The sequence below is a fragment of the Cyanobium sp. A1C-AMD genome (assembly GCF_024346495.1).
In the GTDB taxonomy this organism is placed as follows: domain Bacteria; phylum Cyanobacteriota; class Cyanobacteriia; order PCC-6307; family Cyanobiaceae; genus Cyanobium_A; species Cyanobium_A usitatum.
Genome location: NZ_JAGQDB010000007.1, coordinates 1 through 13,612 on the forward strand (window position 1 = coordinate 1; position 13,612 = coordinate 13,612).

The 13,612-nt window shown below is 63.5% G+C and carries 10 protein-coding genes; 6 read left to right on the forward strand and 4 right to left on the reverse strand.

What is annotated here, in order from left to right; translation table 11 throughout:
• The first annotated feature begins 217 nt into the window (after positions 1 to 217).
• The 5 genes from KBY74_RS02315 to KBY74_RS02335 are packed head-to-tail and all read left to right on the forward strand — an operon-like array spanning position 218 to position 7,647.
• Positions 218 to 1,330, forward strand: a complete 1,113-nt coding sequence (locus KBY74_RS02315; protein ID WP_254941332.1) for an acetate/propionate family kinase — start codon at positions 218 to 220, stop codon at positions 1,328 to 1,330.
• Positions 1,331 to 1,356: 26 nt separating this feature from the next.
• The gene (locus KBY74_RS02320; protein ID WP_254941333.1) at positions 1,357 to 2,850 is read left to right on the forward strand and encodes a bifunctional orotidine-5'-phosphate decarboxylase/orotate phosphoribosyltransferase; all 1,494 of its coding nucleotides are present in this window, start codon (positions 1,357 to 1,359) and stop codon (positions 2,848 to 2,850) included.
• The gene (locus KBY74_RS02325) at positions 2,847 to 4,208 is read left to right on the forward strand and encodes a cation:proton antiporter (protein ID WP_254941334.1); all 1,362 of its coding nucleotides are present in this window, start codon (positions 2,847 to 2,849) and stop codon (positions 4,206 to 4,208) included. The genes KBY74_RS02320 and KBY74_RS02325 overlap by 4 nt, the downstream gene beginning before the upstream one ends.
• A 39-nt stretch (positions 4,209 to 4,247) precedes the next feature.
• The gene (locus KBY74_RS02330; protein ID WP_094561403.1) at positions 4,248 to 4,463 is read left to right on the forward strand and encodes a DUF3136 domain-containing protein; all 216 of its coding nucleotides are present in this window, start codon (positions 4,248 to 4,250) and stop codon (positions 4,461 to 4,463) included.
• Between the two features lie 40 nt (positions 4,464 to 4,503).
• The gene (locus KBY74_RS02335; protein WP_254941335.1) at positions 4,504 to 7,647 is read left to right on the forward strand and encodes an efflux RND transporter permease subunit; all 3,144 of its coding nucleotides are present in this window, start codon (positions 4,504 to 4,506) and stop codon (positions 7,645 to 7,647) included.
• On the opposite strand, the gene KBY74_RS02340 is transcribed toward KBY74_RS02335, so the two are convergent.
• The 4 genes from KBY74_RS02340 to KBY74_RS02355 form a co-directional block, all read right to left on the reverse strand.
• The gene (locus KBY74_RS02340) at positions 7,610 to 8,320 is read right to left on the reverse strand and encodes a potassium channel family protein (RefSeq protein WP_254941336.1); all 711 of its coding nucleotides are present in this window, start codon (positions 8,318 to 8,320) and stop codon (positions 7,610 to 7,612) included. The two genes, KBY74_RS02335 and KBY74_RS02340, sit on opposite strands and share 38 nt — an antisense overlap.
• Complete coding sequence (bchL, locus tag KBY74_RS02345; RefSeq protein ID WP_106501518.1) at positions 8,320 to 9,219, reverse strand: ferredoxin:protochlorophyllide reductase (ATP-dependent) iron-sulfur ATP-binding protein; 900 nt, start codon at positions 9,217 to 9,219, stop codon at positions 8,320 to 8,322. Before bchL ends, KBY74_RS02340 begins: the two co-directional genes overlap by 1 nt.
• Positions 9,220 to 9,365: 146 nt before the next feature.
• Complete coding sequence (locus tag KBY74_RS02350; RefSeq protein WP_254941337.1) at positions 9,366 to 10,994, reverse strand: ferredoxin:protochlorophyllide reductase (ATP-dependent) subunit B; 1,629 nt, start codon at positions 10,992 to 10,994, stop codon at positions 9,366 to 9,368.
• Positions 10,995 to 11,016: 22 nt separating this feature from the next.
• Positions 11,017 to 12,279, reverse strand: a complete 1,263-nt coding sequence (locus tag KBY74_RS02355; protein WP_254941376.1) for a ferredoxin:protochlorophyllide reductase (ATP-dependent) subunit N — start codon at positions 12,277 to 12,279, stop codon at positions 11,017 to 11,019.
• A gap of 183 nt (positions 12,280 to 12,462) precedes the next feature.
• On the opposite strand from KBY74_RS02355, the gene KBY74_RS02360 reads away from it, so the two are divergent.
• Positions 12,463 to 13,596, forward strand: coding sequence for a TrkA family potassium uptake protein (locus KBY74_RS02360; RefSeq protein ID WP_254941338.1), 1,134 nt, complete (start codon positions 12,463 to 12,465; stop codon positions 13,594 to 13,596).
• Positions 13,597 to 13,612: the final 16 nt, after the last annotated feature.

The following is a 13,612-nucleotide window of genomic DNA, read 5'->3' on the forward strand; positions in this document are numbered from 1 at the left end:
AGGCTGTTGCCCGCCAAGCTGCGCAAGGCCTCGGTCATCAGGCCCATACCCAGCAAAAACAGTCCCAGACCGCCGGCAGCGTTGAACAGGGAACTGCCGGAGAGCGTCATGGGGGTGTCATGGACGCCAGCGGCTATTTGCGCCAGGGACTGGCATCTATGGCGGCTCTAACGCAGCCTTGCCAGGCTATGCCCGATACCGGCCTGCACCCGATCGCATGACCCACGCCCTGGTGGTGAACACGGGCAGCTCCAGCATCAAGCTGGCCCTCTGCGATACGAGCGGCCGCCGGCTCTGGCAAGAGCAGCGCAGCTGGGGTCTTCCCCAGGCCGATGCGGGCGGCCAGCCGCTGGTTGAACTTCTGGAGCAGTGGCTCTCCCCCCTGCTCGCTGCCCTTGAGCCCCTACCCCAGCTTGTAATTCACCGGATCGTGCACGGTGGTGCCCACTTCAGCGCTCCCACCCTGCTAACCCCGCAGGTGCTGGCGGAGCTAGCAAACCTGGTGCCCCTGGCCCCACTGCACAACGGTCCAGCGCTGGAGGCCATCAACTGGCTGCAGGGCCAGCTGGAGGGCCAGCTGGAGGGCAGCGCCATCCAGCAGTGGGCCTGCTTCGACACCGCCTTCCACGCCAGCCTCAGCGAAGCCGCCTCCACCTACGCCATACCGGCGCCCTGGCGCCAGCAGGGCCTGCGCCGCTTTGGCTTCCACGGCCTCAACCACCAGCACGTGGGCGAAACGGTCGCGGCCCGAGATCCAGACATCCGCCGCCTGATCAGCTGCCAGCTCGGCGCCGGCTGCTCCCTCTGCGCGATCGAAATCGATCCCCAGGGCCAGCCGCGCAGCGTCGACACCACGATGGGCTTCACGCCGCTCGAGGGACTGGTGATGGCCAGCCGCAGCGGCAGCGTGGATCCAGGGCTGCTGCTGCACCTAATGCGCCAGGGAATGGGCGTCTCCGAACTGGATATGGCCCTCAACCGCCAGAGCGGCCTGCTGGGGCTATCCGAGCTCAGCGGAGACATGCGGGAGCTGCGCCTCCAGGCTGGCGAGGGGCACCGCGGCGCCCAGCTGGCAATCGCGGTGTTCCGCCACCGGCTACTGCAAGGGATTGGGGCCATGGCAGCCAGCCTGGGTGGAGTGGAGGCCATCGCCCTCAGCGGCGGCATCGGCGAACACGACGACGCCCTCGCCACCGAACTGGAGCAGGCCCTGGCCTGGTTGCCGGGGCTGCGCTGGCTGCGGGTGGCCGCCGATGAGGAAGGGTTGATGGTGCGGCTGATTGCAAAGAGCTGTGTCACCAGCCGGCGGACAGGCCAACGGCTGACTTAACAACGAGCCCTAACAGCCTGCGGGCGATGGGCTTCTTCGTCAAACTCACCGACGCCATCGCCGACCGCCAGTCGCTGCTGGTGACCGGGCTTGATCCCAACCCGGAGATGCTGCAGAGCTGGGCAGCGCGGCGGGGCCTGGCGGGCCGCTCCTTCCTCAGCCAGGCCCGCCACTGGATCAAGGCGGTGATCGAGGCCACAGCGCCCCATGTGTGCGCCTACAAGCCCAGCCTTGGTTTTTATCAGGCCCTTGGGCCGGTGGGACTGGAGCTGCTGCTGGAGGTGCGCGACCTGGTACCCCGCGATCTGCCCCTGATCATCGACGCCAAACACGGCGATCTCAACTCCTCCTCGGCCCTGGCCCACTACCTGTTCAAGGACCTGGGCGCCGATGCGGTGACCCTCTCCCCCCTTGCCGGCCAAGACATCGCAGCCCCCTTCCTGCTCTATCCAGACAAGGCCGTGGTGATGACCTGCCACAGCTCAAACCAGGCGGCGCGCCAGATCCAGCACTACCCAAATGAGGAGACACCCCTATACCTGCAGATTGTGCGCGAGACCCAGCTGTGGGCCACCCCCGACCAGCTGTTGCTGGAGGTGGGAACCAGTGATCCGCAAATCCTGGCGCGGGTGCGGGCCGAAGCGCCGGAGCGCTTCTTGATCCTGCGCAGCCTCTGGGGGGAAGAGGAAAAGCTCGACGCCATGCTCCAAGCCGGCCTGGGGGCCGCCGCCGATGGGCTGCTGCTGCCCCTACCTCAAAACCTGCTGGTAGAAGACGACATGGCCAGTCGAGCCGAGGCGCTCAAACAGCAGATCACGGCCAAGCGGCAACAGTGGCTGGAAAATCACCACAAGGGCAACCCGGATACCTGCGCCCTCTGGCTACCTGAGAAGCAACCAAGCGCCGACCCGCTCGAGAGCCTGATTGTTGATCTGTTCGACATCGGCTGCCTGCTATTCGGCGATTACGTACAAGCCTCGGGCGCGGTCTTCAACTACTACGTCGATCTGCGCCAGATCATCTCCGACCCAAACCTGTTCCACCGAGTGCTCCACGCCTATGCCGGCAAGCTGCAGGGCCTCGAATTTGACCGCATCGCCGGCATCCCCTACGGCTCCCTGCCCACCGCCACTGGTCTTTCACTGCAACTGCACAAGCCGCTGATCTATCCCCGCAAGGAGGTGAAGGCCCATGGCGCCCGGCGCCTGATCGAGGGCGACTTTGAGGAGGGCGACCGGGTGGTGGTGGTAGACGACATCTTGATCACAGGCGGCAGCGTCCTGGAGGGCATCGGCAAGCTGGAGAGCTCGGGCCTGACGGTGCAAGACGTTGTGGTGTTCATCGACCATGGCGGCGACCATGATCGCCGCGCCCGGGAGCGGCTGGCGGCGGCGGGCTACAGCTGCCATTCCGTGCTGGACATCGCCCAGATCACCGCTGTACTGCAGCGGGCCGGCCGCCTCAGCGAAGCCCAGGCCGCGAGCCTCGGATCGAATCACGACGACTCAGTCCGGTCGTGATCGCACCCCTCTTTGCTCAGGCACCCCTCTTTGCTCAGGCACCAGGTCTTAATGGGGTGCCCTTGGAGGGCCAGCTGCTGTTCATCGGCCTGCTGTTTTTAGGCACGTTGGCGATCAGCCGGTTCTCGGTCCAGATCGGGATCCCGGCGATTCTCGGGGTGCTGCTGCTGGGCCTAGCGATCAACATCCAAAGCCTCAACGTCACCCATGAACAGGCCGAAAGCCTGCATGTATTCGCGCTAGCCCTGCTGCTTTTTTATGCGGGGCTGAAAACGGATGTCAAAACCATTCGAGGCTTTTTGGAATATGGCCTGGCCCTGGCGGTAGGGGGGGTGGCGATTGCCACGGGTCTGCTGGCCGCCCTGATCTGGCTGCTTTCTTCCGCTGGTGGAAACCAACTAGCGCCAGGACTCAGCGACGCCATGCCCCTGGGGGCTGCCCTGCTGATTGCCGCCTGCCTGGGCTCCACCGATGCCGGAGCCACCATCAACGTGCTGAGTTCGGTGCGTCACCTGGTGCCAGAACGGCTCAAGCACCTGCTCGAATTCGAATCCTCGGTCAATGACCCAACGGCCCTGCTGCTATTCGGCTTGATCGTGGGCCTGTTCAGCACTTCCAGCTCCGGGGCCAGCCTCGAGCAAGCAGCACCTGTTGTGGTGATGCTCAACGGCCTGCGCAACTTCGTGCAACAGGTAGGCGGCGGCCTAGTCATAGGGGCACTGTTTGGCTATGTGGCCAAATTCGTGATCAATGAGCTGGCCCACGACAGATCCCAACTACTGATTGTGGCCATGTCTATTGCCTTTGTAGACTATGGCTGCAGCTACTTTCTAGGCGGATCCGGATTGATTTCGGTGTACATCACTGGAGTGATGATGACCAACATGATCTACCGCCAAGCCGATATCAACCATGAATCGATTCAGGAGGTGCTGCTGCCTTTCAATACAATGGCCGAGATTTGTATCTTTTTAATATTTGGTCTACTTGTGAATCCAAGCAGCCTGCTTCCCGCCCTGCCTGTTGGCTTGATAACCGCCGCGGTGCTGATGCTGGTGGTGCGACCAATAAGCGTCTTGGTGTTTCAACCCCTCTCCCCCTTCCGCTGGAAGGACAGCGTGCTGGTTTCTTGGTGTGGCCTAAGGGGGGCAGTGCCTTTGGCCCTCTCTTACAACGCGGTCGATCAGATCAGTCACCTACGTGGTGTCGACCCAGGCTCCGTCGATGCTCTAGCCCGCAACGCCCAAAGCATCGTGTTCGTTGTGGTGCTGATCAACCTGCTAGCCCAAGGCCTCACCCTGCCGCGGCTCTGCCGGCGGCTCAACCTGATCTCGGCGCCCCCTGAAGCCGTAGGGTAATAAGTGCGTCTTTGCAACTCTTGGACGCCCACCCGTGCGATGAGCAGCAGTCAGGGACTCACCATCGGGGAACTCGAAGCCAATTATTCGCTTTATTGCAAGGCCCTTAGGCTTCTCTTAAAGGAAGGAAAAACCGTAGCCGCCATTCAACGCACCGTCTGCTGGAGCCGTTTGGAGCAACTTCATATCTGCCTGCCTAGTCGCTATAAAGCGCCTGACTATCTCTGCGTTGTGCTGAAGCGCGATCTCGGCTGATCATTCATCCCGGCCCGAGCAGCGCAACGCAAAGGCTCCCATGAAATCGATCTCAGATCCCTTTCTGCGCCGGCCCGTGCTCACCCTGGTGGTGAGCCTGCTGGTGCTGTTGATAGGGCTGGTGTGTTTACCGCTGCTGCAGGTGGAAAACCTGCCACCGATTGCTCCCGGCCGAGTCACGGTGCGGGCCACCTACCCAGGCGCCGGCCCAGAGGTTGTGGAGCAGGGGGTCACAGCCCTGCTGGAACAACAGCTGAACGGCCTCGAGCGGCTCGACAGCATCCGCTCCACCAGCTCCGCCAACGGCAGCTCCATCACCCTGGGATTCGAGGGCGGCGACCCCGAGCTCAACCAGATCAACACCCAGAACGAAGTGGCGGTGATAACCCGCCAGCTGCCAGCACCGGTGGCGCGCTTCGGGGTGCAGGTGCGGCGCAGCTCCGACGACCTGCTGATGGTGCTGAGCTTCAGTGCTGATCCCAAGCTCTATGGCGAAACCTTTTTGAGCGGTTGGCTCGATCAGGTGGTGAAAGAGAGGCTGCAGCGGGTGCCTGGAGTGGGCAACGTCACCCTTTCAGGTGGCAACAGCCTGGCCTTCAGGCTCTGGCTCAACCCGGCCCAACTCGAGGAGCGAGGCCTCACCATTACCGATGTGCGTGCGGCCCTGCAGCAGCAAAACGTGCTGGCTGCCTTGGGCCAAACGGGCGAAGCCCCCAGCCCCAGCGGCCAGGAGCTCACCCTGCCGCTGCGCATGGAGGGGCGCCTGCGTAGTCCAGCGGAATTTGAACAGCTGGTGGTGGCCCGCAGCGCTAATGGCGGCGTCACCCTGCTGCGGGATGTGGGCCGGGTGAGCCTGGGCAGCGAGAGCTACGACACGATCGCCACCAACCTGCAGGGCAGGCCGGCGGTAGCCGTGGTGATCTACCAGCGCGACGGCAGCAACGCCATCACCGTGAGTAGGGCGGTGAATGCAGCCCTAGATGAGCTCGCACCCCAATTTCCACCGGGGGTGGATCAGCAGCTGATTGTTGATGAGGCCGACTTTGTGCGCGGCAGCATCCAGGGCACCCTCGACAGCCTGCGCGATGCGGTGTTGCTGGTGTTCTTGGTGCTACTTCTTGGCCTTGGCAACAGCCGCCTGGCCCTGATCACAGCTGCAGCGGTGCCAGTGGCCTTGATCGGCTCGTTGAGCTTGCTGAAGCTTGCCGGCCAATCGCTCAACACCCTCACCCTGTTTGGCTTGGTGCTGGCCTCTGGGCTGGTGGTGGACGACGCCATCGTGGTGAGCGAGGACATTGGCCGCCGCCTAGAGGACGGCAAGCCCCCCCTGCAGGCCGCCCGCGAAGCCATGGCCGAGCTCGGCGGGGCCGTGGTTTCCACCTCTATAGCCCTGGTGGTGGTGTTCATCCCGGTGCTTGGCCTGGGGGGCAGCTTGGGCCGGCTGTACGCCCCGATCGCAATCACGATCAGCGGCGCCATTGCCTTCTCCACCCTCAATGCCCTGAGCTTCACGCCGGTGGCCAGCAGCCGACTACTAAACCCCCAGCAACGCGAACCGGCCTGGTTGCTGCGTTGGATCGACCCACCGCGGCGCTGGCTCGAGGGGCTGGAGGTGCCCTACGGACGCTGGCTGGCCTGGACTATGGAGCGGCGGCGGCTGGTGGTGTCCCTACTGCTGGGCGGCCTACTGATCACAGGATTCGCCCTGCAAGCCCTGCCCAAAGCCTTCATCCCCCAGGAAGACAACGGTCAGCTGCGGGGGGTGGTGATCCTGGCCGATGGCCTGGGACTGCAGCAGACCCAACGGGTGCTGGAGCAGGTGCGCCAGGTGGTGGCTGAAGAACCCCTGATCACCCGCGCCAATTTCTATGCGGGGCGCTCCTTTGGCGATAGCAGCCCCAACAAGGGCAACTTCTTCCTGCGCCTGGCGCCAATCGAGCAGCGCCGCAGCCCCGAGGCGGCTACACGGGCCGTGGGAGAGCGACTCAAGGGCAAGTTGCGCCGCCGCATCACCGGTGCAGTGGTGCAGCTCAGCGAGGCACCCTCCGTGCGGGGTTTCAGTTCAGAAGGGGGGCTCGAGCTTGAACTGCTGGACAACAGCAACGGTCAACTCAGCCTGCCTGACTTCGAGCAGCAAGCCCAGTCCTTCATCCGCGCCGCCCAAGCCACCAATCGCTTTGAACGGGTTTCAACCCGCTTCACCGCCGGTGCACCCCTGGTGCAGCTGGTGCCAGATCGGCTGCAGATGGCCTCGCTCGGGGTGGATCTCAGCACCGTGGTCGACACCCTCGGAGCCAGCTTCGGCAGTGACTACGTCAATGACAGCTTTGAGAGCGACCAGGTGCGCAAGGTAATCGTGCAACTTGACGGCGCCTCGCGCCGCAGCGCCGATGACGTGCTCGCTCTGCAGGTGAAAACCCGCGATGGCCAGCTGATCCCCCTGGCCCAATTGGTGCGGATCGAACAAAACACTGGCCCAACCTCAATCAACCACACCCGACTGGTGCGTTCGATCAGCATCCGGGCCCTGCCCCGCCCTGGCGTGAGCAGTGGCCAAGCCATGGCCAGCCTGATGGAAGTGCAGCGGCAGCTCGGCGGCGGCACCGAATTGGAATGGGCCGGCCTGGCGCGGGAAGAGTCGCGCGCCGGTGGCGGCAACATACGGGTGTTTGCCTTGGCAATCCTGGTGATGGTGCTGGTGCTAGCAGCCCTCTACGAAAACTTCGCCGACCCCTTCATCATTCTGGTGACCGTGCCTCTGGCCATGTTGGGAGCGGTCGGCGGCCTGTTGCTGCGGGGCCTGCCGCTGGACGTGTACGGCCAGATGGGCCTGCTGATGCTGGTGAGCCTTACGGCCAAGAACGCCATCCTTATCGTGGAATTCGCCAACCAGCGCATGGCCGAAGGCCTGGATCTAGACACGGCGATCCGCGGAGCGGCTATCGCCCGCCTGCGGCCAATCCTGCTCACCGCCCTCGCCGCCCTTGCAGGAGGCATACCCCTACTCTTCGCCAATGGCTTCGGCTCAGGCGGCAGGGTGAGCATCGGCACGGTGGTGTTCTTTGGGTTGCTGGTATCTACCTTCCTGGGCCTGTTTGTTGTTCCCGTGATGTATCGCATCATCAAGGGCTGGGAGCGGGGCAACCCTAAGGCTGCTGGCTTTCCTGCACAGTTAGGCGGCTGATCAACACCCCCATCACCGCAGCCACGTAGAAGGTGCCTGCGGTGGCGATCGCCACGCTCACCATCTGGGCCTGGGGGGTCTGGGGGGTCACATCGCCATAGCCCATGGTGGTGAGACTCACAAAGGCGAAATAGTTGAGTCGCACAAAATTGAGGCCCCACACTGGGCTGCTCTGGCCCAGATCCTGCGCCGAGAGGTTCACGTTGCTGAAGCTGGCCGGATCGATGGTCTCCAGGGCACAACAGAGCAAGCCGGCCGCCAGCCCCAACATCAGGTAGCCCGCCAGCGCCCCCCGCAACACCACATCCGAGACGCGCCGCTCCTGGGCCAGGCCCCTGATCAGGCGAATGGCACTCCAACCACTGAACAGGGCCCAGAGGGCAATCACTGGGATGCCGGTGCTGCGCAGATCGAGCGGGGTGAGATACCAGAGCAGACCAACGGCAATCGCCGCCACCCCTAGCCCCTTGAACAAGCGTCGTGGCAGGGTGCCGAACTGCAAACTGCCGGTGGGATTGCCCAGGCCCCGGATCATCACCAGGGCCAGCAGCAGGTAGCCCAGCGAGGCGAGCCGATTCCACTGCTGGGGCAGGGTGAAAGTAACCAGCAACAGCAGACAGACGATCAGCAGCTGGCCGTAGCTCTGCTGGCGTGGGGTAGATCCCCCATCCATCAATCGAAGCCGAGCAGGTCGAAAATCTCCCGATCCTTGAGGGATTCGGCCTCCAAGGGCTCGACGTCGTCGAGCATCCGCTGGGCCAGGTTCAGATACTCCTGCTGCACCGCATCCACTTCCGGTGTGCTTTCCATCTCGAAGATGGTGCACTTCTTGAGGCGGGATTTACGAATCGCGTCCACGGTCTTGAAATGGGCCATGGTGCGCAAACCCGTACGGGCATTGAACTTGTCGATTTCGTCGGTCTCCTCAGAGCGGTTGGCGATCACACCACCGAGACGCACCTTGTAATTCTTGGCCTTGGCATTGATGGCCTGCATGATTCGGTTCATCGCGAAGATCGAATCGAAATCATTGGCTGTAACGATCAGGCAGTAGTGGGCGTGCTGAAGCGGTGCGGCAAAGCCACCACACACCACATCTCCCAACACATCAAAGATCACCACATCGGTTTCTTCGAGCAGGTGGTGCTCCTTGAGCAATTTCACCGTCTGGCCTGTGACATAGCCACCGCATCCAGTACCCGCCGGCGGACCACCAGACTCCACACACATCACGCCGTTGTAACCCTCAAACACAAAGTCTTCGGGCCGCAATTCTTCAGTATGAAAGTCAACCGTTTCGAGAATATCGATCACGGTGGGCACCATCCTCTTGGTGAGGGTGAAAGTGCTGTCGTGTTTGGGATCGCAACCGATCTGCAGCACCCGCTTGCCCAGCTTCGAGAAGGCCGCCGAAAGGTTGGAAGAGGTAGTGGATTTACCGATCCCACCTTTGCCATAAACCGCCAGCACCAAGGCACCCTCCTCGATAGCCATGGTGGGATCAAGGTGTACCTGCACGCTACCCTCGCCATCGGGCTTGGAAGTGGCTGGAGGATTAAGTGTTGTGGTCATTGAAGTTGGGGAAACAGGAAAGATCGGAACTGAAACTCTTAGCTAAATAATTAAGAACCGTAAGACTTAGCCCTGGGCTTTTGGAATCAGTGAAGGAGCGTCAGGGTCACCCCCGCAACGCGGGCCTGCTATTGCCATCCAGCCCATCATGGAGCGAAATGGGCCTTGGCCTCATAAAGGGCTTCGCTGTCGATCAGAGCTAGGCCCTGCTCGCGGGCGTAGGCCTCCGTGTTTTTACGCACCTTGCCCCGCACAAAGAAGGGGATCTTGGCCAGCTCAGCTTCACCATCCGGGCTCCAAACGATCACCCCATCGCCGGGAATGCTGGCTGGCGCAGTGGCAGTAGCAGTGGCTGTGGCCGTAGCAGTGGGGTGCTTGGCGGGGGCACTGGCACCCTCTAGGTGGCTGAGGTGTCCATCCACGAATTCAAAATCGTGGCGGAACATGCCGATCAGGTGCTCCTCCAGACCCATCATCAGCGGATGCACCCAGCTGTCGAAGATCACGTTTGCCCCCTCCCAGCCCATTTGGGGCGAGGTGCGCGCTGGCACATCCTGAACGTGCAGCGGTGAGCTGATCACGGCACAGGGGATGCCGAGGCGCTTGGCGCTGTGGCGCTCCATCTGGGTGCCCAGCACCAGCTCCGGAGCCGCCTCCGCCATCGCCGCCTCCACGGCCAGGTAGTCGTCTGAGATCAACGCCTCCAGCCCCAGCTCCTGGGCGGCCGCCCGCACCTCCCTTGCCTGCTCGCGGCTGTAGCTCCCCAGGCCGACCACCTTGAAGCCCAGCTCGCGACTGGCGATGCGGGCTGCAGCGATGGCGTGGGTGGCATCGCCAAAAATGAAAACCCGCTTACCGGTGAGGTAGGTGGAATCCACCGAGCGCGAATACCAAGGCAGCCGCGAGCGCCGTTCAGCGGCGCAGGTGCCATCGGCTGCGGTTTCAAGCTCAGCGGGCAGCTCCAAACCCAGCACCCCGTGGAGCTCCCGCAAAAAGGCGGCCGTAGCGCCGATACCGATCGGCACTGTCTTCACCGTCTGCATGCCGAAGCTGCGCTCCAGCCAGCTGCATACCGGGCCCGCCAGCTCGGGATAAAGGCTCACATTGGCGTCAGCCGTGGGGATCCGCATGAGGTCGGCCGGACGGGCCCCCAAGGGCGCCACCACCGCCACATCAATGCCATAGCCAGCCAGCAACTGGCTGATCTCGCGCACATCGTCGCGGCAGCGGAAACCCAGCAGGCTTGGTCCCAGCAGATTCACCCGCGGCCGCCGGCCCTCGGCACGCCAGCGAGTCGGGTCGGGCTTGGGCTCGCCGGGCGGTGGCACCTGGGCCTTGAGCAGTCCTCGCACCAGTTGATAGAGAGTTTCAGCGCCACCCCAGTTCTCCTTCTTGGAGTAGGCCGGCAGTTCCAGGCTCACCACCGGGATGCCGCCCAGGTCCATGGTCGCCGCCAGGGAGCCAGGTTGGTCCTGGATAAGTTCGGCCGTGCAGCTCTCGCCCACCAGCAGCGCCTCGGGCTGGAAGCGCTCCACGGCTGCAGCGATCGAACTCTTCACCAGCTCGGCGGTGTCGCCACCCAGGTCGCGGGCCTGGAAGGTGGTGTAGGTAACGGGCGGGCGCCTGTCCCGCCGTTCAATCATCGTGAACAGCAGATCGGCATAGGTGTCGCCCTGGGGGGCGTGCAGCACGTAGTGCACCCCCTCCATCGAGGCGGCTATGCGCATGGCACCCACGTGAGGGGGGCCTTCGTAGGTCCAGAGGGTGAGTTCCATGACTGATTAGTGAGACGGGTGGTCAGGAAAAGGAGAGTGCGGCGCGGCGGCGCAGGGAGCGGGCAAACAATTCGGCTAGATCGCCGGCCTGGTCGCAACCGTGGATGGGGCTGAATACCAGCTCAATCGACCACTTGGTGGCGATGCCCTCGGCCTCCAGGGGATTGGCCAGGCCGAGGCCACACACCACAAGATCTGGCCGCTCGGCGCGGACCCGCTCCAGCTGGCGTTCCACGTCTTGCCCCTCGGTAATACGGGTGCCAGGTGGCAACAGGGCCAGCTCCGCATCGAGCAGCTGGCGATCGAGGTAGGGCGTGCCCACCTCCACCAGCTCCATGCCGCACTCGCGCTGCAGGAACCTCGCCAAGGAGAGCTCCAGCTGGGAATCGGGCAGCAGAAAAAGCCGCTTACCGGCCAGCAACTCCCGGTGGGGAGCGATGGCACGCTGGCCCCGCTCCACCAGCGGATCGAGCACCTCGGCCACCAGGGCCGGGGCCACCCCGAAGGCAGCGGCGCCCGCCGCCATCCACGCCCGACTGCCCTCCACACCAAACGGATAAGGAGCCGTAAGCAGCTGGCCGCCGCGGCTCACCAGGGCCCTTGCCGTAGCCGAGAGGAAGGGCTGGGCCAGCAGCACCCGGGTGCCGGGACCAATCGGGGGCAGCTCGGTGGAGCGCCGCGGCGGCAGGCTCGTGACCACCGGAATACCCAGGCGACCAAAAAGCTGCACCAGCCGGTCTTCCACCGCATCGGCCAAGGTGCCGACGATCAACAGCTGATCCACCTCGCTGCTGGGCATCAGGGGAACCATCGCCAGCAGGGCTTGGTCCTCCCCCTGGGTGAAGGTGGTTTCGATGCCGCTGCCGCTGTAGTTCAGCACCATCACCCGGCCGGTTAGCTGGGTATTGAGCCGCTCGGCAGCCTTAGCCAGATCCAGCTTGATCACCTCGCTGGGGCAGGAGCCCACCAGAAACAAGGTGCGGATTTCGGGGCGCCGCTCCAGCAGATCCTTCACCAGCCGGTCGAGCTCATCATTGGCATCGGCCAGGCCGGCCAGATCACGCTCCCCCAAAATCGCAGTGCCGAAGCGGGGCTCGGCAAAGATCATCACGCCGGCGGCGCTCTGAACCAGGTGGGCGCAGGTGCGGGAGCCCACCACTAGAAAAAAGGCATCCGGCATGCGCCGGTGCAGCCAGACAATCGAGGTGAGTCCGCAGAACACCTCCCGCTGACCGCTCTCCTTAAGCAGCTGTAGGGGCGGCTGCTCAGCCAAACCAGTTGTCATGTCACCAATCACCGAAGACTCGCCCATCCAGGCGACCCCTGCGGAAAGAACCATTAAGGGTTAACGGAGCTGGCAGGCCAACTGTCGACAACCCCTACAAATGTTCGGGATCAGCCCACAAGCCGTAACTAATTGCGGCCCATAATCTGGGTTGCGTGATCTGGAGCACCGGGTCCAGGTCCCATGCCCAAGCCTTTCTGGTCAATCGTCCCCAGGCGACCACCCTCTCGGCGAGCACGCAAACCCTGGCGAGCTCCCCTGTCGCTGGCCATGCTGGTGAATGCCGGCGCCATCGGCTATCACCTCAGTGAGGGGTGGGACTGGGGGGATTCCTACTGGATGGTGCTGATCACCCTCAGCACCCTGGGATTTAGCGACGGGCACACCCAGATCCTGAGCGCGGGTGGGCGGGTGGTCACCACCCTGCTGATCCTGGGCGGCCTGGTGGTGGTGCAGATCAGTATCCAAGGGGTACTGGGCCTGTCTGAATCCGGTTACTTCCGGCGCCTGCGCGAGCGCCGATTCCGTAGTTGGCTATCCACCATGCATAACCATGTGATCCTTTGCGGCTATGGCCGCATCGGCCGCGAGATCGCCGAACAACTTGCCAGGGAAAACGTTCCCCTGCTGGTGGTGGAGATGGACGCGGAGCGCCGTGAGGCAGCAGAAGAGCGGGGGCTGGCCGTGCTGATGGCCGACGCCACCCTCGACGAGACCCTGCTGGATGCCGGCATCCACCGCTGCCGTGCCCTGGTGGCGGCCCTGCCCAACAACGCATCCAACCTCTACGTGGTGCTGAGCGCCCGGGGTATGGCGCCCAACTGCCGGCTCATAGCCCGTTCCGATAGTGAAGAAGCGGAACGCAAGCTGCGCCTAGCCGGCGCCGATCAAGTGGTGAGCCCCTACGTCAGTGGGGGGCGCACCATGGCCGCCACCGCCCTACGCCCCCTGGCGGTGACCTTCATGGATCTTTTGGCTGGCTCTGGCTGCGAGGTGGAGGAATTTCTGCTGAGTAGCGACCCAGCCGACCTGGGCAGCCTCAATGGAGCATCCCTTGCGGAGCTCCAGCTCGGCTCGCGCTCTGGTGCCCTAGTGCTGGCGATCGTGCCCCCCCAGCCTGCAGCCAACGATGTGCCGAGGCAGTACCGGGGCTCCCAATACTCCCAACAGCGGCCAGAGTTGCTGGCAAATCCAGGTAGCGACACTCGCCTGGCCCCGGGCCAGATGCTTGTTGTGATGGGCAGTCAAGAGCAGCTGGACCTATTCACGAGGCTGCTTGGCACTGCCCTTAAAAGTGTGGACGTGATGTCTACCTAACCGTTAGATCTACAAA

Excerpts from the sequence above, each read along its gene's own strand:
- KBY74_RS02320 (WP_254941333.1), top strand. The coding sequence starts at position 1,357 with ATGGGCTTCTTCGTCAAACTCACCGACGCCATCGCCGACCGCCAGTCG.
- KBY74_RS02335 (WP_254941335.1), top strand. The coding sequence starts at position 4,504 with ATGAAATCGATCTCAGATCCCTTTCTGCGCCGGCCCGTGCTCACCCTG.
- KBY74_RS02340 (WP_254941336.1), bottom strand. The coding sequence starts at position 8,320 with ATGGATGGGGGATCTACCCCACGCCAGCAGAGCTACGGCCAGCTGCTG.
- KBY74_RS02360 (WP_254941338.1), top strand. The coding sequence starts at position 12,463 with ATGCCCAAGCCTTTCTGGTCAATCGTCCCCAGGCGACCACCCTCTCGG.
- bchL (WP_106501518.1), bottom strand. The coding sequence starts at position 9,219 with ATGACCACAACACTTAATCCTCCAGCCACTTCCAAGCCCGATGGCGAG.
- KBY74_RS02315 (WP_254941332.1), top strand. The coding sequence starts at position 218 with ATGACCCACGCCCTGGTGGTGAACACGGGCAGCTCCAGCATCAAGCTG.
- KBY74_RS02330 (WP_094561403.1), top strand. The coding sequence starts at position 4,248 with ATGAGCAGCAGTCAGGGACTCACCATCGGGGAACTCGAAGCCAATTAT.
- KBY74_RS02355 (WP_254941376.1), bottom strand. The coding sequence starts at position 12,279 with ATGACAACTGGTTTGGCTGAGCAGCCGCCCCTACAGCTGCTTAAGGAG.
- KBY74_RS02350 (WP_254941337.1), bottom strand. The coding sequence starts at position 10,994 with ATGGAACTCACCCTCTGGACCTACGAAGGCCCCCCTCACGTGGGTGCC.